14 protein-coding genes and 3 tRNA genes are annotated in these 18,758 nt (G+C 65.3%); 3 read left to right on the top strand and 14 right to left on the bottom strand.

All coding sequences use genetic code 11. The features are described 5' to 3' along the window. Positions 1-90: 90 nt before the first annotated feature. The 9 genes from MJ797_RS06150 to MJ797_RS06110 all read right to left on the bottom strand — a co-directional run bounded on the left by MJ797_RS06150 (position 91) and on the right by MJ797_RS06110 (position 12,569). Complete coding sequence (locus MJ797_RS06150) at positions 91-3,990, bottom strand: DNA-directed RNA polymerase subunit beta' (protein ID WP_239332699.1); 3,900 nt, start codon at positions 3,988-3,990, stop codon at positions 91-93. Between the two features lie 286 nt (positions 3,991-4,276). Continuing rightward, the gene (gene rpoB / locus MJ797_RS06145) at positions 4,277-7,699 is read right to left on the bottom strand and encodes a DNA-directed RNA polymerase subunit beta (RefSeq protein WP_239312724.1); all 3,423 of its coding nucleotides are present in this window, start codon (positions 7,697-7,699) and stop codon (positions 4,277-4,279) included. A 792-nt stretch (positions 7,700-8,491) separates the two neighbouring features. Next, positions 8,492-8,881, bottom strand: coding sequence for a 50S ribosomal protein L7/L12 (rplL, locus tag MJ797_RS06140; RefSeq protein ID WP_239332697.1), 390 nt, complete (start codon positions 8,879-8,881; stop codon positions 8,492-8,494). A gap of 158 nt (positions 8,882-9,039) precedes the next feature. After that, positions 9,040-9,636, bottom strand: coding sequence for a 50S ribosomal protein L10 (gene rplJ / locus MJ797_RS06135; RefSeq protein ID WP_239332695.1), 597 nt, complete (start codon positions 9,634-9,636; stop codon positions 9,040-9,042). A 327-nt stretch (positions 9,637-9,963) separates the two neighbouring features. Continuing rightward, positions 9,964-10,677 carry a 50S ribosomal protein L1 gene (rplA, locus tag MJ797_RS06130; RefSeq protein ID WP_239332693.1) on the bottom strand — a complete coding sequence of 238 codons (714 nt, stop codon included), beginning with the start codon at positions 10,675-10,677 and terminating at the stop codon, positions 9,964-9,966. 84 nt (positions 10,678-10,761) lie between these two features. After that, positions 10,762-11,193 (bottom strand): 50S ribosomal protein L11, encoded by a 432-nt coding sequence (rplK, locus tag MJ797_RS06125; protein ID WP_239332691.1) that lies wholly within the window; start codon positions 11,191-11,193, stop codon positions 10,762-10,764. A gap of 151 nt (positions 11,194-11,344) precedes the next feature. Next, a complete protein-coding gene (gene nusG, locus MJ797_RS06120) occupies positions 11,345-12,136 on the bottom strand; it encodes a transcription termination/antitermination protein NusG (protein WP_239332689.1) in 792 nt (263 codons plus the stop codon). A gap of 81 nt (positions 12,137-12,217) precedes the next feature. Next, positions 12,218-12,466: a preprotein translocase subunit SecE gene (gene secE / locus MJ797_RS06115; protein WP_239308459.1), complete on the bottom strand. Its 249-nt coding sequence runs from the start codon at positions 12,464-12,466 to the stop codon at positions 12,218-12,220. Between the two features lie 30 nt (positions 12,467-12,496). Beyond that, positions 12,497-12,569: transfer RNA gene (locus MJ797_RS06110), tRNA-Trp, on the bottom strand. Positions 12,570-12,995: 426 nt separating this feature from the next. Here MJ797_RS06110 and MJ797_RS06105 point away from each other — a divergent pair. Next, positions 12,996-14,204 (top strand): pyridoxal phosphate-dependent aminotransferase, encoded by a 1,209-nt coding sequence (locus MJ797_RS06105; RefSeq protein WP_239332761.1) that lies wholly within the window; start codon positions 12,996-12,998, stop codon positions 14,202-14,204. 127 nt (positions 14,205-14,331) lie between these two features. On the opposite strand, the gene MJ797_RS06100 is transcribed toward MJ797_RS06105, so the two are convergent. From MJ797_RS06100 to MJ797_RS06080, 5 genes are all read right to left on the bottom strand, one after another. Next, on the bottom strand, positions 14,332-14,760 hold the full coding sequence (locus MJ797_RS06100) for a MaoC family dehydratase (RefSeq protein WP_239332687.1): 429 nt from the start codon (positions 14,758-14,760) through the stop codon (positions 14,332-14,334). Between the two features lie 10 nt (positions 14,761-14,770). Beyond that, complete coding sequence (locus MJ797_RS06095; RefSeq protein ID WP_239332685.1) at positions 14,771-15,253, bottom strand: MaoC family dehydratase N-terminal domain-containing protein; 483 nt, start codon at positions 15,251-15,253, stop codon at positions 14,771-14,773. A 138-nt stretch (positions 15,254-15,391) separates the two neighbouring features. Then, entirely contained in the window at positions 15,392-15,556 is a 165-nt protein-coding gene (gene rpmG / locus MJ797_RS06090) for a 50S ribosomal protein L33 (protein WP_255720253.1), read from the bottom strand. 100 nt (positions 15,557-15,656) lie between these two features. Then, positions 15,657-15,730 (bottom strand) — tRNA-Met (locus MJ797_RS06085). A gap of 86 nt (positions 15,731-15,816) precedes the next feature. Next, positions 15,817-15,889, bottom strand: a tRNA-Thr gene (locus tag MJ797_RS06080). A 364-nt stretch (positions 15,890-16,253) separates the two neighbouring features. On the opposite strand from MJ797_RS06080, the gene MJ797_RS06075 reads away from it, so the two are divergent. Continuing rightward, complete coding sequence (locus MJ797_RS06075; RefSeq protein WP_239332683.1) at positions 16,254-17,756, top strand: GH25 family lysozyme; 1,503 nt, start codon at positions 16,254-16,256, stop codon at positions 17,754-17,756. Between the two features lie 264 nt (positions 17,757-18,020). After that, complete coding sequence (locus MJ797_RS06070) at positions 18,021-18,518, top strand: hypothetical protein (protein WP_239332681.1); 498 nt, start codon at positions 18,021-18,023, stop codon at positions 18,516-18,518. Positions 18,519-18,758: the final 240 nt, after the last annotated feature.

The following is an 18,758-nucleotide window of genomic DNA, read 5'->3' as shown; positions in this document are numbered from 1 at the left end:
GGCTTCGCGTCGATCCGGCGGGAAGCCCAGGCCACGCGATCGTGAACATTTTCGCGTGGCCTGGGGCCCAGGGCTCTCCCGCGGGACGGGCTATCGGTAGTCGCCCCCTGTGCTGCGGTAGTCAAAATCATCCAACGGCACAGCTTGACCGCTACCGGTACCGAACGCGCCGTACTCGACGGTCGCGCCGTCCTCATAGTTACCGCCCACCGAGTACATGGACGCCCGCGCCTCCTCGGTCGGCTCGACCCGAATATTGCGGTATCGGGAGATGCCGGTACCCGCCGGGATGAGCTTGCCGATGATGACGTTCTCCTTCAGGCCGACCAGCGAGTCCGACCGGGCATTGATCGCGGCGTCGGTGAGCACTCGCGTCGTCTCCTGGAAGGAGGCCGCCGACAGCCACGACTCGGTCGCGAGCGACGCCTTGGTGATGCCCATGAGAACCGGACGGGCCGATGCCGGCTGCCCACCGGACTCGACCACCCGGCGGTTCTCCTCCTCGAAGCGCGCCCGCTCGACCAGCTCACCGGGCAGGAGGGTGGTCTCACCCGACTCCAGCACGTTCACCCGCTTGAGCATCTGGCGGATGATGATCTCTATGTGCTTGTCGTGGATTGACACGCCCTGCGAGCGATAAACCTCCTGCACCTGGTCCACCAGGTGCAACTGCACCTGGCGCGGGCCGAGAATGCGCAGTACCTCGTGCGGGTCGACCGCGCCGTCGACGATCTTCTGGCCAACAGCGATGTGCTGGCCTTCCTCGACCTTCAGGCGCGAACGACGGGACACCGGGTAGGCGATCTCCTCACCACCGTCGTCGGGCACGATGACAATCTTGAGGGTCTTCTCGGTCTCCTCGATGCGCACCCGCCCGGCGACCTCGCTGATCGGGGCCTTGCCCTTGGGAGAACGGGCCTCGAAAAGCTCGACCACACGCGGTAGGCCCTGGGTGATGTCGTCACCGGTGGCGACACCACCGCTGTGGAAGGTACGCATGGTCAGCTGGGTGCCCGGCTCACCGATCGACTGAGCCGCGACGATACCCACGGCCTCACCGACGTCCACCAGCTTTCCGGTTGCCAGCGACCGGCCGTAACACTGTGCGCACACACCCATCCGGGCGACGCAGGTGAGCGCGGAGCGCACCTTCACCGATTCGATACCGGCTTCAATGATCTGGCCGATAACCACATCGCCGAGGTCGGTACCGGCGGGCACCACAACATCGCCGGCGGCGTTCACCGCGTCGGAGGCGAGTGTCCGCGCGTAGGCCGCGGTCTCGGCGTAACGGTCACGGACAAGCGCCCCGTCCGCTCCCTTGCGGGCGATACGGGTGCCGATGCCACGCTCGGTGCCGCAGTCGTCCTCGCGGACGATGACATCCTGGCTGACGTCAACCAGACGCCGGGTTAGATACCCTGAGTCAGCGGTCCGCAGCGCCGTGTCGGCTAGGCCCTTACGAGCGCCGTGCGTGGAGATGAAGTACTCCACCACGCTCAGGCCCTCACGGAAGTTGGCCTTGATCGGGCGCGGGATGATCTCACCCTTCGGGTTGGCGACCAGTCCGCGCATTCCGGCGAGCTGCCGGATCTGCATCATGTTTCCGGCGGCTCCGGAGTTGACCAGTACAGCGACCGGGTTGGTCAACGGGAAGTTGGCCTCCATCGCCTCGGCGACCTTGCTCGTCGCCTCGTTCCAGATCTGCACGAGTTCGCCGCGGCGCTCATCATCGGACAGGAAGCCCCGGTCGAACTGCTTCTGTACCCGCTCGGCCCGCTGCTCGTACTCGTCGAGGATCTGCTTCTTGTTCGGCGGCGCAACGACATCCTCGATGGCGACGGTCACACCGGACCGGGTGGCCCAGTAGAAACCGGCGCTCTTCAGGGCGTCCAGCGTCGCCGCCACCTGGATCTTCGGATAGCGCTCGGCCAGGTCGTTGACGATCGCGGCCTGGGCCTTCTTGTTCATCATGTAGTTGAGGAACGGATAGCCTTCCGGAAGCGCCTGGTTGAGCAGGCAACGACCGAATGTGGTCTCCAGCGTGAACGGCTCACCGCTGACCCAGCCCGCTGGCGGCGTCCAGTCGCGCGGCGGGGTGGTGTCGCGAAGCCGGACCCTGATCTTCGCCTGCAGCTCGATCTCCCGCGCGTCGAAGGCCATCTGAGCCTCGGCCACGCTGGAGAACGCCCTGCCCTCGCCGACCCCGCCCTCGGCCATCCGGCTGAGGTGGAACACCCCGGTGACCATGTCGAGGCTCGGCATGGCCAGCGGACGCCCGGAGGCCGGCGACAGGATGTTGTTGCTCGACAGCATCAGGATGCGCGCCTCGGCCTGCGCCTCCGCCGACAGCGGCAGGTGCACGGCCATCTGGTCACCGTCGAAGTCCGCGTTGAAGGCGGTGCAGACCAGCGGGTGGATCTGGATGGCCTTGCCTTCGACCAGCTGTGGCTCGAACGCCTGGATACCGAGGCGGTGCAGGGTCGGCGCACGGTTGAGCAGCACCGGGTGCTCGGTGATGACCTCTTCCAGCACGTCCCAGACCACCGGACGGGCACGCTCCACCATCCGCTTGGCGGACTTGATGTTCTGCGCGTGGTTGAGGTCGACCAGCCGCTTCATCACGAACGGCTTGAACAGCTCGAGCGCCATCTGCTTGGGCAGACCGCACTGATGCAGCTTCAGCTGCGGGCCGACGACGATGACGGAACGCCCGGAGTAGTCGACGCGCTTGCCGAGCAGGTTCTGCCGGAACCGCCCCTGCTTGCCCTTGAGCATGTCCGACAACGACTTGAGCGGGCGGTTGCCCGGGCCGGTGACCGGCCGGCCGCGGCGACCGTTGTCGAACAGCGCGTCGACGGCCTCCTGCAGCATCCGCTTCTCGTTGTTGACGATGATCTCAGGCGCGCCGAGGTCGAGCAGCCGCTTGAGCCGGTTGTTACGGTTGATCACCCGGCGGTAGAGGTCGTTCAGGTCGGACGTGGCGAACCGGCCACCGTCGAGCTGCACCATCGGGCGCAGGTCCGGCGGGATGACCGGAACGCAGTCGAGCACCATCCCGTTCGGGGAGTTGCGGGTGTTCAGGAACGCCGAGACCACCTTGAGACGCTTCAGCGCCCGGGCCTTCTTCTGGCCCTTGCCGCTGCGGATGGTCTCCCGCAGTGACTCGGCCTCCGCGGCCAGGTCGAAGTCAACGAGCCGACGCTGTAGCGCCTCGGCTCCCATACCGCCTTCGAAGTACTGTCCGAAGCGGTCCCGCAGCTCACGGTAGAGCAGCTCGTCAGGTTCAAGGTCCTGAACTTTCATGCCCTTGAAGCGGTCGAACACCCGGCCCAGATCGTCGATCTTCCGCTGGACGCGGTCACGGATCTGGCGCATCTCGCGCTCAGCCGCCTCCCGGACCTTGCGCCGGGCGTCGCCCTTGGCCCCCTCGGCCTCCAGCTGCGCGAGATCCGCCTCAAGCTTCTTCTGCCGCGTCTCGACGTCGGCGTTCTTCTTGTCCTCGAGATGCTGCTTCTCGACGGAGATCCGTGCCTCGAGGGTGGGCAGGTCGCGGTGGCGCGCCTCGACGTCCACACTTGTGATCATATAAGCGGCGAAATAAATGACCTTTTCAAGGTCTTTCGGCGCGAGGTCGAGCAGATAGCCGAGCCGGCTCGGCACACCCTTGAAATACCAGATGTGGGTGACCGGCGCGGCCAGCTCGATGTGGCCCATCCGCTCACGGCGCACCTTCGCGCGAGTGACCTCGACACCACAGCGCTCACAGATGATGCCCTTGAAGCGAACGCGCTTGTACTTGCCGCAGTAGCACTCCCAGTCCCGGGTCGGGCCGAAGATCTTCTCGCAGAAAAGCCCGTCCTTTTCCGGCTTCAGGGTGCGGTAGTTGATTGTCTCCGGCTTCTTGACCTCACCGTGTGACCACTGGCGGATGTCGTCCGCCGTGGCGAGGCCGATGCGCAGCTCGTCGAAGAAGTTGACGTCGAGCACGTGTCTTCTCTCTCTGCCGTCTGGCTGCCCCCATCGCCGGCGGGCATTGCGAGTAATGGCGGCGACGGGGGGCTTCTGCCGTCAGTTATTCCAAGGTCGGCGGGGACGCCGAGAAACGATCAGTGCGTCCGGAGCGCCCGGCGGTCATGATCTTTGTCCGTGGCCACCGGCCACGAATCACGACTACCCATAGATCCATCCACACTCACGATCGGCGACCACTGGGCTCCCTGGGGCCCCGGGCGTGCGGCGGAACATGACCGCACGCCCGTCGGCCCACTAGTCGTCAGACCTCCTCAACGCTGCTCGGCTCCCGCCGGGACAGATCGATACCGAGCTCCTCCGCGGCACGGAAGACATCCTCATCGGTGTCACGCATCTCAATGGAGACGCCGTCGCTGGACAGAACCTCCACGTTCAGGCACAGCGACTGCATTTCCTTGATAAGGACCTTGAAGGACTCCGGAATGCCTGGTTCGGGGATGTTCTCGCCCTTGACGATGGCCTCGTAGACCTTGACGCGGCCGAGGACGTCGTCGGACTTGATGGTCAGCAGCTCCTGGAGCGCGTAGGCGGCGCCGTACGCCTCAAGCGCCCACACCTCCATCTCACCGAAGCGCTGTCCACCGAACTGCGCCTTACCGCCCAGCGGCTGCTGGGTGATCATCGAGTAGGGACCGGTCGACCGGGCGTGAATCTTGTCGTCGACCAGATGCAGCAGTTTGAGGATGTAGATGTAGCCGACCGCCACCGGGTACGGATAGGGCTCACCCGTCCGGCCGTCGAAGAGCCGTGCCTTGCCGCTGGACCCGATCAGCTGGTCACCATCGCGGTTCACCAGCGTCGAGGCAAGCAGACCGGTGATCTCCTCCTCCCGGGCGCCGTCGAACACCGGTGTCGCCACGTTGGTGTCGGGCGGCGCCTGATGCGCACCGATACCGCGCAGGCGCTCCTTCCAGTCCTCGTCACCGTCGTCGACCTGCCAGCCGGTCTTGGCCACCCAACCGAGATGGGTCTCCAGGATCTGGCCGATGTTCATACGGCGCGGCACACCGTGCGGGTTCAGCACGACGTCCACCGGCGTGCCGTCAGACAGGAACGGCATGTCCTCGACAGGAAGGATCTTCGCAATGACGCCCTTGTTGCCGTGGCGGCCAGCAAGCTTGTCACCATCTGTGATCTTACGCTTCTGGGCAACGTACACGCGGACGAGCTCGTTCACCCCCGGTGGAAGCTCGTCGCCGTCCTCCCGCGAGAACACCCGGACACCAATAACCTTGCCGGATTCTCCGTGCGGCACCTTCAGCGAGGTGTCCCGGACCTCACGAGCCTTCTCACCGAAGATCGCGCGCAGCAGCCGCTCCTCCGGGGTCAGCTCGGTCTCGCCCTTGGGCGTGACCTTCCCGACCAGCACGTCACCGGGCGAGACCTCGGCACCGATCCGAATGATCCCACGCTCGTCAAGGTCAGCAAGGACCTCCTCGGCGACGTTCGGGATATCCCGAGTGATCTCCTCAGGGCCAAGTTTGGTGTCCCGGGCGTCGACCTCATGCTCCTCGATGTGGATCGAGGACAGTACGTCGTCCTGAACCAGCCGCTGGGAGAGAATGATCGCGTCCTCGTAGTTGTGCCCCTCCCAGGGCATGAACGCCACCAGGAGGTTCTTGCCCAGCGCCATCTCGCCGTTGTCGGTGCACGGGCCGTCCGCGATGACCTGGCCGGCCAGGACACGGTCGCCCTCGTCGACGATCGGCTTCTGGTTGATGCACGTGCCCTGGTTGGAGCGGCGGAACTTCGCCATCCGGTAGGTCCGCCGGGTGCCGTCGTCATGCATCACGGTGATGTAGTCAGCGGACAGGTCCTCGACCACACCGGCCTGTGCGCAGACGACCACGTCACCGGCGTCCTTGGCCGCGCGGGCCTCCATACCGGTACCGACCAGCGGTGCCTCGCTGCGCAGCAGCGGGACGGACTGGCGCTGCATGTTCGAGCCCATCAGGGCGCGGTTGGCATCGTCGTGCTCAAGGAACGGGATCATGGCCGTGGCCACCGACACCATCTGGCGCGGCGAGACGTCCATGTAGTCGACCTCGTCCGGCGGGATGAACTCGACCTCACCACCCTTGCGGCGCACTAGGACACGGTGTTCGGCGAACGAGCCGTCAGCCGTCAGCGGCGCGTTCGCCTGCGCGATGACATGCCGGTCCTCCTCGTCCGCGGTGAGGTAGTCGATCTGATCGGTGACCCGGCCGGCCACGACCTTGCGGTAGGGCGTCTCGACGAAGCCGAACGGGTTGACCCGCGCGAACGTCGACAGCGAACCGATCAGACCGATGTTCGGGCCTTCCGGCGTCTCGATCGGGCACATCCGGCCGTAGTGGCTGGGGTGGACGTCGCGGACCTCGAAGCCGGCCCGTTCCCGGGAGAGCCCACCAGGGCCGAGCGCGGACAGGCGCCGCTTGTGCGTGAGGCCCGCCAGCGGGTTGGTCTGGTCCATGAACTGGGACAGCTGGCTGGTGCCGAAGAACTCCTTGATGGAGGCGACGACCGGCCGGATGTTGATGAGCGTCTGAGGAGTGATCGCCTCGACGTCCTGAGTGGTCATCCGTTCCCGGACGACCCGCTCCATCCGGGCGAGACCAAGCCGCACCTGATTCTGGATCAGTTCACCGACCGTACGCAGCCGGCGGTTGCCGAAGTGGTCGATGTCGTCCACGTCGTAGGACTGGTCCTTACCCGCATGCAGCTGCACGACGTACTCGATCGTGCGGACGACGTCGTCCTCGGTCAGCACACCCACGTCGTGCGGGACGTCGACACCGAGCTTCTTGTTCACCTTGTAGCGACCGACCTTCGCCAGGTCGTAACGCTTCGGGTTGAAGAAGAGGTTCTCCAGCAGTGTCTGGGCCGACTCGCGGGTCGGTGGCTCACCCGGCCGCAGCTTGCGGTAGATGTCAAGCAGCGCGTCGTCCTGGCTGGAGGTGTGGTCCTTCTCCAGTGTCACCCGCATTGACGGGAAGTCACCGAAACGCTCAAGAATGCGCGCCTCGTCCCAGCCGAGCGCCTTGAGCAGAACGGTCACTGACTGGCGGCGCTTGCGGTCGATACGTACGCCGACGGTGTCCCGCTTGTCGACCTCGAACTCCAGCCAGGCACCCCGGGAAGGAATAACCTTGCAGGAGAACAGGTCCTTGTCGGACACCTTGTCGATGGTCTTCTCGAAGTACACACCGGGTGAACGCACGAGCTGGCTGACGACAACCCGCTCGGTCCCATTGATAACAAAGGTTCCTTTTGGTGTCATAAGCGGAAAATCGCCCATAAACACCGTCTGGCTCTTGATCTCGCCAGTGTTGTTGTTGGTGAACTCGGCCGTCACGAACATGGGGGCCGAGTACGTCATATCCTTGTCCTTGCACTCCTCGACGGAGTACTTCGGCGGCTCGAAACGGTGATCACGGAACGACAGAGACATCGAACCCGAGAAGTCCTCGATAGGAGAAATCTCCTCGAAGACCTCCTCGAGACCCGACGTGACGGGTACGTCGTCACGACCGGCGTCGATGGCTTCCTGGACCCGTTCCGCCCACGCCTCATTGCCGATCAGCCAGTCAAAGGACTGGGTCTGCAGGGCGAGAAGATCGGGGACCTCAAGAGGCTCGATGATCTTTGCGAACGAGATGCGGGAGGAGTGAGGCGAGGCGGCCAAGGTGGTCCTTCCGGTGGCCTGATCGTCGGGCTGGCGGTGCTCTTGCGTCCTTGGGCCTCTGACAACGGGATCATGATTCTTCTCACGTTGCCCTCGGCCTACTCGAACAATCCGGCGAAGGGTGGTCGGGTGATCAGTGTCTCGCTACGGTTGTGCGGAGTGTCGGCGGGGGTAGTCCGACGGAGCGCGCTGCTGCCCCACCGTGCGGGCAGATGCGACACGGGCGTCGACGAGTAGTCCGTCACGACATCTTCCGAAGGAGGACACCTGTGTGGGAGGGTCATCCCGGGCTGGTGACGCGGCGGCGATTCGGTGGCAGGTTGCGATCAACGGTTTCGCTCGGATTACCTCGGTCGTTACGTCTGGACGACCGCGCCAGAGGACGCGGTTACGCGGGGGACCGAACCGTCGCGTACCCGAAGGAAACGCGAGCGCACGACGAAAGGGCAGCCCAAACGAGCAGTGTAGCCGACGGCCGCACTGCTGGCAAGGCTGCTCGACAGGTATGTCTCACCGCTTCCCGATGATGGAACTCCGTCCCGGATGAGGTCGTCAACCCCAACCGGAAAGCCGCGCGTCGGCGCCCGTGACAATACGGCATCCGGCGCGCGCTCGGCCCAGGTCCCATGCCGGCCGGACCACCACGGCCCGGCCGGAACTGACGTTACCCGGCGACGGTGAAGCCTCGACAACAGGTCTCACCGCAGGGCCCGAGCAGGGGCCGGGCCGCCGCCGTGCGGCTTGCCAACCAGGAAACGGCGGCCCGACCGATCAGTGCCTGCGTACCGATGTCTACTTGACGGTGACCGTGGCGCCGGCACCCTCGAGCGCGGCCTTGGCCTTCTCCGCGGCTTCCTTGCTGGCCTTCTCCAGGACCGGCTTGGGCGCGCCGTCGACGAGGTCCTTGGCCTCCTTCAGGCCCAGGCTGGTCAACGCACGGACTTCCTTGATGACCTGGATCTTCTTGTCACCGACGGCAGTGAGGATGACGTCGAACTCATCCTGCTCCTCCACGGCCGGCGCCTCGGATGCCGGACCGGCACCGCCGGCCACAGCGACCGCGACCGGGGCCGCCGCGGTCACACCGAAGGTGTCCTCGAACTGCTTCACGAACTCCGACAGCTCCAGCAGCGTCATTTCCTTGAACGCGTCCAGCAGCTCGTCGGTCGACAGCTTCGCCATCGTGGCGGTCCTTCCGGTTGTGATGACACACCGCCCGCGGCGGGTGCCAGGAACTGTTATGGAGTAGGTGGTCTGGATCAGTGGGGCAACCGTTCACGCGCCCATGTTCTTCCTCGCGCGTCCGGCGCCCCGGGGCCCCGGGGCCGCCGCGGACAGCGCTACTGCGCGCTCGGCTCCGCCTCGACCACCGCGGTCTCGGTGGTCGAGGCCTCAGGCGCGGGGGCCTCGGCCGCGGGGCTCTCCGCTTCTCGCTTGGCACGCAACGCCTCCGCCAGGCGAGCCGCCTGGGACAGCGGCGCCGCGAACAGACCGACCGCCTTGGCCAGCGAACCGTTCAACGCGCCGGCGAGCTTGGCGAGCAGCACCTCGCGGGACTCGAGATCGGCGAGCTTGCGGATGTCATCCGCCGACATCGACTTGCCCTCGACGATCCCGCCCTTGACGATCAGCGCGGGATTGGCACGAGCGAAGTCACGCAGGCTCTTGGCCGCCTCGACCGGGTCGCCGGTGACGAACGCGACAGCGGTCGGACCGACCAGCAGCTCGTCCAGACCCGTGACGCCCGCCTGCGCGGCGGCAATCCTGGTCAGGGTGTTCTTCACCACGGCGTACTCGGTGCCCTCGCCCAACGAGCGGCGTAGTTCGGTGAGCTGGCTCACCGTCAGTCCGCGGTACTCGGTGAGCACCGCCGCGGACGCGCCCCGGAACGAGTCAACGATCTCCGTTACCGCGGCGACCTTTTCCGGCTTCGCCATCGGGCTCCTTCATGGGGTCTGGCTGGTCACCCGAAAGATGCCGAGAAACGACAAACGCCCCGGCGCAGGCGCGCGGGGCGGAAGTACCGGGGATAGCAGACAAACCAGCAGCCCCAGGGCAACGCTCCCTCACCTGCGCGGGCCGCCCGGTCGTACCGGACCTTCGATCGCCCCGGAACGGGACGATGACCAGCGGTCTTCGGTTTGGTTCAGATGAGATGATACACGGCCTGGCCGGCGGGACAGCAGCCGCCAAGCCGGCAGCGCTGGCCGTGGCTCCGGACGCCCGAAGGAGGACCGGAGCCACGGCCAGCGCCTTGCGGCGGGTCAGACCGCCGCGTCCTCGAGGAGGTTACGGGTACGGCTGGGGTCGACGGGGATTCCTGGACCCATCGTCGTCGTAAAAGTTATCTTCTTCAGATAACGGCCTTTGGACGCGGACGGCTTCACCCGGACGATCTCGTCCAGGGCGACGCTGTAGTTCTCAATCAACTGCTCGTCGGTGAAGGCGGTCTTCCCGATCACTATGTGCAGATTGCCCTGCTTGTCGACCCGAAAATTAATCTTTCCGCCCTTGATGTCCTGGACGGCCTTGGTGATGTCGAGAGTCACCGTGCCGGTCTTCGGGTTCGGCATGAGTCCGCGTGGCCCCAGGATCCGGGCGATACGGCCGACCTTCGCCATCTGGTCGGGCGTCGCGACCGTGGCGTCGAAATCCAGGAAACCCTCCTGGATTCGCTGTACGAGGTCGTCGCTGCCGACGATGTCCGCACCCGCCGCAGCGGCCTCGACGGCCTTCTCGCCCGCGGCGAAAACCGCGACTCGCGGGGATTTTCCGGTTCCGTGCGGCAGATTCACGGTGCCGCGGACCATCTGGTCAGCCTTGCGCGGATCGACGCCCAGGCGCAGCGCGACCTCAACAGTCGCGGCGTACTTGGTGGTGGAGGTCTCCCGGGCGAGATGAACAGCCTCCAGCGGCGTGTACAGACGATCCGCCGTTATCTTCTCAACGGCCGCCCGATAGGCTTTGCTGCGCTTCATATCTGTCTCCTCGTGGTCATGGCGGGCAGCCCGGCCGGGCTGTCCTCCCACAGTCGTTCCGTTCTCGGCCGGCCCTGTCAGCCGTCAGCCAAGAATGGTTATCCCCATCGACCGCGCCGTCCCAGCAATGATCTTCTCGGCGGCTTCCAGCGTGGTCGCGTTGAGGTCGGGCAGCTTGGTCTGGGCGATCTGACGGACCTGCTCCGCGGTGAGGTTCGCCACCTTGGTGCGGTGCGGAACACCGCTGCCCTTCTCAATCCCAGCGGCCTTGAGGATAAGCCGGGCCGCCGGTGGGGTCTTGGTGACAAAGGTGAACGAACGGTCGTCGTACACGGTGATTTCGACCGGAACGACGTTCCCGCGCTGCGACTCGGTGGCCGCGTTGTACTGCTTGCAGAACTCCATGATGTTGACGCCGTGCTGGCCGAGCGCCGGACCGACCGGAGGCGCGGGTGTCGCCACACCAGCGTTGATCTGGAGCTTGATAATTGCCGCGATCTTCTTCTTGGGAGGCATGTGTCGTTTCTCTCTGGGTTTCCTGTGGTCTCCGTCGGCGCCAAGAACGCTGCGACCGTGCCGCCGGCCGACTACCGGTTCGCCTGGCTGGTTGGAACCTCCGGTGGAGCGGAAGCGGAGACGACCGCACCGCCTTCGGCCATCGAGCAGATCAGATCTTCGCGACCTGGTTGAACTGAAGTTCGACCGGCGTTTCGCGGCCGAAGATGGACACCAGCACCTTGAGCCGCTGCGCATCGAGGTTGATCTCACTGATGGTCGCCGGAAGGGTCGCGAACGGGCCATCCATGACGGTCACGGACTCCCCGACCTCGAACTCCTGCACCCGGACCGTCTCGGTCTTCTTCTCGGGTGGCGCCGGCGGCGCAAGAATGGAAACAACCTCCTCTGTCCGCAACGGTGACGGCTTGTTGGTCAGGCCGACGAAGCCGGTCACACCCGGGGTGTTCCGAACCGCGGACCACGACTGGTCAGTGAGGTCCATACGGACGTAGATGTAGCCCGGATACTTCTTCTGCTGCACCAGCTGCCGCTTGCCGTTCTTGATGACCGGAACCTCCTCGGTCGGGACCTCGATCTGGAAGATGTAGTCCTCCATGTTGAGGCTGGAGATCCGAGTCTCGAGGTTGGTCTTCACCTTGTTCTCATAGCCGGCGTACGAATGAATGACGTACCAGTCGCCAGGCGCGTCCTCCAGCGCCTGCCGGATGTCGTCATCATCGTCATCGTCGTCGAAGGCGGGCTGGTCGACATCCGCGACAGCCGCAGCGAGATAGCCGGGCTCCGTTTCGACGCCGGTGGAACCGTCGCCGCCCTCGCCGTCCTGCGGCAAGGCGCCGGCCTCCGTGCTTGCCACCTCGTCGCGCACCAGCGCCGCCAGCGGGTCGAGACCGTCGAGGGCCTCTCCCTGTTCGGAGGAGACATGCTCGGGAAACTGGGACACGCGGACGTTCCTTCTCTCTTGACCGTGCTCTGTGAGCTGTGCGGGCGCTATGGCGACATGGGTCCGCGGAAACGGTCCACGTCAACCGAAGATCGCCAACACCGCCTTGGTGAGACCGAAGTCCAGCGAGGCGACGAATGCCACCATGATCGAGCAAAACATGAGCACTACAACCACATAAGTGATCAGTTCGCTTCGACCCGGGTAGATGACCTTCCGAAGCTCGGCGACGATCTCTCGGTAGAAGCGCAGCGGCGTGGTACGGCGTCGAGCTGCGGGCCGGGTCGGCTGGCCGGCCCTCGGTGCCGCGTCACGTGTGTCGGTCGCCACTCACTCCACCTACCTGGTCGTCGGATACCGCAGGGGCGACAGGACTCGAACCTGCAACCGCCGGTTTTGGAGACCGGTGCTCTACCAATTGAGCCACGCCCCTTTACACCACGACCACCACCGTGACGGTAGCCGCCGATCAAGATGCACTCAGACCAATCATGATCATAAAGATCATGGGCATGAAAATCATCTACGGCGCTACACGCGGGGATGACGGCCTAAGCGCATCCACCATACTCCCTGCACGGCTCCATACACGGCCCACCCTCACGTATCCATGATCTCCTACGAACCGGTGATCAAGATCCACGTCACGGACGCATCCCAGGCTAACCGGAAAGAGACTTGCTGGACAACGGCTGCCCGACCGACCAGGGGTCGCGCGATTGTAGCGCAGTATCATGTGACCAGCGGCGCCAAGAGTCACGAGGGGTATCGCCACCCGGCCCGGATGCGTCGGGCACACCGGCCGGATCCGGTCGCACCGCGCCGATGATCGAGCAGCCGACCTGGTATGCGTGGCAGCATGACGGTCATGACCCGGATCTCTCACCGCGTCGGAGGCATCGCCCCTTCGGCGACACTTGCCGTGGACTCGACCGCCAAGGCGCTGCGCGCAGCCGGCCGGGACGTGATCGGCTTTGGTGCCGGCGAACCGGACTTTCCCACCCCCGACCACGTTGTCGCCGCTGCCGAGAAGGCATGCAGCGATCCAAAAATGCACCGGTACACACCAGCTGCTGGCCTGCCAGAGCTCAGAGAGGCGGTGGCCGACAAGACCCGCCGCGACTCCGGCCTCGATATCGCGGCCAGTCAGGTACTCATCACCAATGGTGGCAAGCAGGCCGTCTACATAGCGTTCGCAACACTCCTCGACCCCGGCGACGAAGTGCTGCTGCCCGCTCCCTACTGGACCACCTACCCGGAGTCGATCCGCCTTGCCGGTGGCAGGGCTGTGGACGTCGTGACCACTCCCGAGCAGGGCTACCGGGTCACGGTGGAACAGCTGGAGAAGGCACGCACCCCGCGGACGAAGGCCCTGGTGTTCTGCTCACCCTCCAATCCGACCGGTGCGGTACATACCCCTGAGGAGGTCCGCGCGATCGGGCGTTGGGCGGCCCAGGCTGGGATCTGGGTGATCGCGGACGAGATCTACGAGCATCTGGTGTATGGCGACGCCCGGTTCGCTTCCCTGCCGGTGGAGGTGCCCGAGATCGCCGACCGCTGCATCGTCGTCAACGGCGTCGCCAAAACCTACGCCATGACGGGGTGGCGGGTCGGCTGGCTGACAGGTCCGGCGGATGCCGTCAAGGCGGCTATCAATCTGCAGTCCCATGCCGCGTCCAACGTCTCCAACGTGGCGCAGGCCGCGGCGCTGGCTGCCGTGGCGGGCCCGCTGGACGCGGTCGCGCGGATGCGTCTCGCCTTCGACCGGCGGCGCCAGACCATGCATCGCATGCTCTCCGCGACCCCCGGGGTGGTGTGCCCGATGCCCGAGGGCGCCTTCTACTGCTACCCGTCGCTGCTCGGCGTCATTGGCCGCACGCTGCGGGGACGCACCCCGACGACCTCAGCGGACCTGACCACGCTCATCCTCGAGGAGGCCGGCGTCGCGATCGTGCCCGGTGAGGCGTTCGGGACACCCGGCTACGCCCGGTTGTCCTACGCCCTCGGTGACCAGGATCTGGCCACCGGCGTACAGCGCATGTCCGACCTGCTGGCCGAGGCGGACTGAGCCATCGGGATACGGCGACAATCTGACGACAGCTGAGCGTTGGCTGTGGTGCCGCCGGGACCTCCGCGGCCGGGGGCACCACAGCCAGCCGCAGCAAAGCGGACTGCTTGTCGCGACGATGAAACGATCAGGCAAGGCGGACGGTGGCGCGCGAACCCAGTAGCACCTTGGTTCCGTCACACCGGACAGTGATGTTCACGACAACCTGGTTGTCGTCCAGCTTCTTGGCAACCACACCACTGACCACCAGCGCGGCACCGGTGTCGTCGTCCGGCACCGGGACGAACGAGGAAAACCGGACGCCATACTCGACAACCGCCCCGGGATCACCGGCCCAGTCGGTGACAAGCCGCGCCGCGCTGGCCATGGTGTACATCCCATGAGCGATGACTCCGGGCAGGCCCACGTCAGTCGCGGCCCGGTCGTTCCAGTGGATCACATTGAAGTCGCCTGACGCTCCGCAGTAACGAACAAGATCTTCACGGCGGACCCGGAACTCCCGTTCGGGGATCAGCGTACCGACCTCAACATCACTGTAACCAAGAGTCGCGGACATAATGGACCTCTCAGCCGTTCTCGACCCCGGCGGTCCCGCTTTCCGCAACGGCGGTTCCACGGGAGACCAGCGACGAACGGGCGGTTGCCAGTAGCTCACCACCGGTCGTCGCGAACTCATAGTCGATGATTATTAGCTCGTTACGGCCAGCGTTCCGGATGCCAGAGATCATGCCAGCAACGATGATCTCGTCGCCGGCGACGACCGGCCGCCGCAACGAGTAGCGCTGCTCACCGTGCACCACCAACGAGTAGTCGAGGCCGAGCGCGGGATCGTCCAGGGGAACAACGGACCGCCACATACCGAGTGCGGTCAGGAACGTGGGCGGCGCAATAAGATCGATATAACCAGCGGACTTGGCCGCATCCAGATCATGGCAGAGCGGGCTGTCCTCGCGGATCGCGAGGGCAAACTGCCGGATGTGCTCACGCCCGACCAGGAAGGGTGTGTCCGCGACAAACCGGCGCCCGATGAAGTCTCGGTTCAACGGCATCGCAATGCTCCGATCTCACCATGGCGCCGGACCGACGAAATCACAACGCCATGCTTCCATACGACCGCGCCGAACGGCCACGTCGACACAGCGAAGCGGCCCCGCGCACCGGCGAGGGCCGACGAGGAGCAGCGCGGGTCAGCGAGTCTCGCGGTGGTCGGTGTGCTGCCTGCAGTTCGGGCAGAACTTGCGCAGCTCGAGACGATCGGGGTCGTTGCGGCGGTTCTTGCGTGTGATGTAGTTGCGGTGCTTGCACACCTGACACGCCATTGTGATCTTCGGACGGACATCGGTGGCGGCCACGGTGCTGTGCCTCTTCCTGCAGGTCGGACAAGAACGAACCAGAGCGTATGGACATGTGGAGCGACCAGACGTCGCCCTCGGCGGGTCGTGACCCGGCCTGTAGCGGTGGCCGGATTTGAACCGGCGACACAGCGATTATGAGCCGCTTGCTCTGCCTGGCTGAGCTACACCGCCTTGGTGGATCAGCTCCGTTGGCAGTCATTCCAGCCAACGGAGCAACGGCCGGACACCAATCGACCGGATACCAACCGTCACCACGGAGCCCCTTTACGGAATCGAACCGTAGACCTTCTCCTTACCATGGAGATGCTCTGCCGACTGAGCTAAAGGGGCGTGTGCGTGCGCCTAAGGCTACACGACAGAACGACACCACGGACGGCGCCCCCGCCATGAGCACAGGCTCTGGCCGCGGCGGATGCGGCAGCCGTGCCGGCCGCGGAGGTGGCGGCCAGCCGCGGCGATCAGCAATAAAAAGATCTTCATCGAATCTCGACAAGATCGAAATTCGGATTGTCGCATAACGTCCCGAAATCTCATCTAATTGAGACAAGGCGAACTATCAGTAGCGACAAAGTCCGCCCACGCCCATCGATATATCTCTAAGCGACCAGAGAGTCGCTTAGCGTAGTTGTCGGCCGAGTGAAGCTGTCACCCGGGATCACCCATCGGCCAGTCCACCCATCTGCCAGGGGGCCCCATGCACGGGACACCGCACACCGTCCACCACGACAACGATCCGGACCAATGCCGGCCAGCCCGGCAACAGCGGGCCAAACGAACCGTCGCACGTACGATCACCACCACTACCCTGGTGACGCTTGTCACTGTTGCAGGCGCCCAAGGCTCCGGGACGAGCGGCGCCGCGGTATCGACGACCGGATTTCCGGTGCTGTCAGCCGGCCAGCCCAGCGCCATATCCACCGGCGCGGGTGACAGTAGCGGCGGCGCCAAGAGCATCCGCCAGGATTACGCCTCCCCCGGTGATGTCCCGCTGGGAGAGGGCACCACCGTCGCGCCGCCCGACGAGGGCGCGCCATCGGGAACCCGCTCGCCGCTGGCCATCCCGGCCAGCTGGCCGCGGGGCGTGGACATCTCGTCCTGGCAACATCCCGGCAGCACGGAGATCGGCTGGAACGCGGTCCGTGCCGCTGGAATCGGCTTTGCCATTATCAAGGCGACCGAGGGCAGCGGCTATACCAACCCCTACTTCGCCACTGACCGCGATCACGCCCGCCAAGCCGGGCTCGTCGTCGGTATGTACCACTACGCACGGCCCATGCTGCCGATCGCGACCGCGGTCGATCAGGCGGACCGCTTTCTCGCTGTCACCGGCCTGACCCGCTCCGCGGGACAACTGGCACCCGTCCTCGATCTCGAAGCACGGGGCGGATTGTCCGCCGCCCAGCTCGCGGGCTGGGCACGTGCCTTCCTGGAAGAGATCGAGACCAGGACCGGGCGTGCTCCCATCCTGTACACCTACCGGTCATTCTGGACCGATATCATGCAGAACACGACATCATTCTCTCGCTATCCGCTGTGGTTCGCCAGCTACAACGGAAGTTCATCCCCCGGCGCCCTTCCCGGTGGCTGGCAGCAGTGGCTGATGTGGCAGTACACGTCAACAGGGAATGTTCCAGGCATTGCCGGAGACATCGACCTGAATGTCTTCTGCTGTAACGCCGGATCATTGGCAGCCGGCGCCGACGGGCGGGCCAGCGAAATCGACAAACGCTACAATGCCGATGCTCGCCTACGTGCGCTTCTCGCGGCGAACAGCCGGGCCGAGGAGCCCGCTGGCGGCGGCGGGCGGTGGAAACAGTTCCAGCGGGGCCTGCTCTTCTGGTCGGTGGCCACCGGCGTCCACGAGGTCCACGGCGGAATCAGTGCCCACTACCTCGCCCTGGGCGGCAGCAACAGCCTGCTGGGACGGCCCACCAGCGACGAGCTGGACGCTGAGATCGCGGGCAGCCGGCAGTCGGTGTTCCAGGGCGGCCGGATCTACTGGACCCGTCCCACCGGCGCGCACGAGGTCCACGGAGCGATCCTGTACAGCTACCTGGCCCTCGGTTCCGCCGGCTCCGACCTCGGGCTGCCGATCAGCGACGAGTACTCGGTGGACGGCGGGCGCGAAAGCGCCTTCCAGCACGGCTGGCTGCGCTGGGACGCGAGCTCAAACACGGTCACCACTATTCTCTCCTGAATACACGTTTCTCTCCTGAAAATCTCCTGAAAGCGCGTCCGGGGCGGATGACAGGCACACCGGGCACGGCGTGCCACCCACCAGGAACGAAATCCGTGCTCACCAGGCGTGACCAGCGGCGGCGTAACGGCACAATTGGGCGCCGCCAGCGCCGTCGGGCGGCTGCTCCCGAGCGGGGATGTCGGGCAACCGGGCATGTCCTGGGCGGCACGAGGGCATGCCAAGGGGGGCTCACCGTCTCGTCAGGCTCCGGGGAGGATGCACATGGAACCGGCACGCTCCGCGCGCACCGGCAGTGGATGGCTGATATTCGCAGCGGTCATCATCTTTATCGCGGGCTTCCACAACCTCATCTACGGAATCGCCGCGCTCAGGAACTACGCCGTCCTCATCACGGCGAACGACACCGTCATCTACCAGGATCTGGACTTCTGGGGCTGGCTGCTGGTGTGTATGGGCATCGTCCAGATAGGCACCGCGGTCGCGATCCTCACCGGCAAGCTGTGGGCGCGGTGGTTGGGCATCGCCATGTGCGGCCTGAACGCGATCGCCCAGCTCGCCTTCCTAGCGATCTTCCCGCTCTGGTCGATCGTCGCCATCGCGCTCGACGTATTCGTGATCTACGCTCTGACGAGTTACGACACACCGCGGCACGGCGCCTACGACCCATACCCCGAAAGCGATCGGACCCGGACACGAACGGATCGCCCCGAATACACTGGATCATCCCGATCTGCTCCCGGTCCGGACGTGTCGCCCTGACGCTGATCCCCGGTGCGTGCACAGAACCTGGGCCCAGGCGGACGGTCCACGCACCGCACCGGCGGTGGGTGCGGTCACTGCGGCCGGGGTTCCTTTTCGACCGCTGAAGGAGCAGCCGTTGGGAGGCTCCGCCGGTACGGACGAGCCTTAGAGAGCATCTCGTTCATTTTTGCGATGGTTCAGTCCGATTTCTGGCGGTGGCGAGGCGGGGCAGAGTCGAACCGTCCCGCGTCAGAGCCA

This window comes from Protofrankia sp. CiP3 (assembly GCF_917627345.1).
Lineage (GTDB): Bacteria > Actinomycetota > Actinomycetes > Frankiales > Frankiaceae > Protofrankia.
This window is presented reverse-complemented; position numbering and strand designations above follow the sequence as displayed.

Bases quoted from the DNA above. Each gene is read 5' to 3' on its own strand.
- rplL (WP_239332697.1), bottom strand. From the start codon at position 8,881: ATGGCGAAGCTGTCGACCGACGAGCTGCTGGACGCGTTCAAGGAAATG.
- rplJ (WP_239332695.1), bottom strand. From the start codon at position 9,636: ATGGCGAAGCCGGAAAAGGTCGCCGCGGTAACGGAGATCGTTGACTCG.
- rplA (WP_239332693.1), bottom strand. From the start codon at position 10,677: ATGAAGCGCAGCAAAGCCTATCGGGCGGCCGTTGAGAAGATAACGGCG.
- rplK (WP_239332691.1), bottom strand. From the start codon at position 11,193: ATGCCTCCCAAGAAGAAGATCGCGGCAATTATCAAGCTCCAGATCAAC.
- MJ797_RS06105 (WP_239332761.1), top strand. From the start codon at position 12,996: ATGACGGTCATGACCCGGATCTCTCACCGCGTCGGAGGCATCGCCCCT.
- MJ797_RS06100 (WP_239332687.1), bottom strand. From the start codon at position 14,760: ATGTCCGCGACTCTTGGTTACAGTGATGTTGAGGTCGGTACGCTGATC.
- MJ797_RS06095 (WP_239332685.1), bottom strand. From the start codon at position 15,253: ATGCCGTTGAACCGAGACTTCATCGGGCGCCGGTTTGTCGCGGACACA.
- MJ797_RS06075 (WP_239332683.1), top strand. From the start codon at position 16,254: ATGCACGGGACACCGCACACCGTCCACCACGACAACGATCCGGACCAA.
- MJ797_RS06070 (WP_239332681.1), top strand. From the start codon at position 18,021: ATGGAACCGGCACGCTCCGCGCGCACCGGCAGTGGATGGCTGATATTC.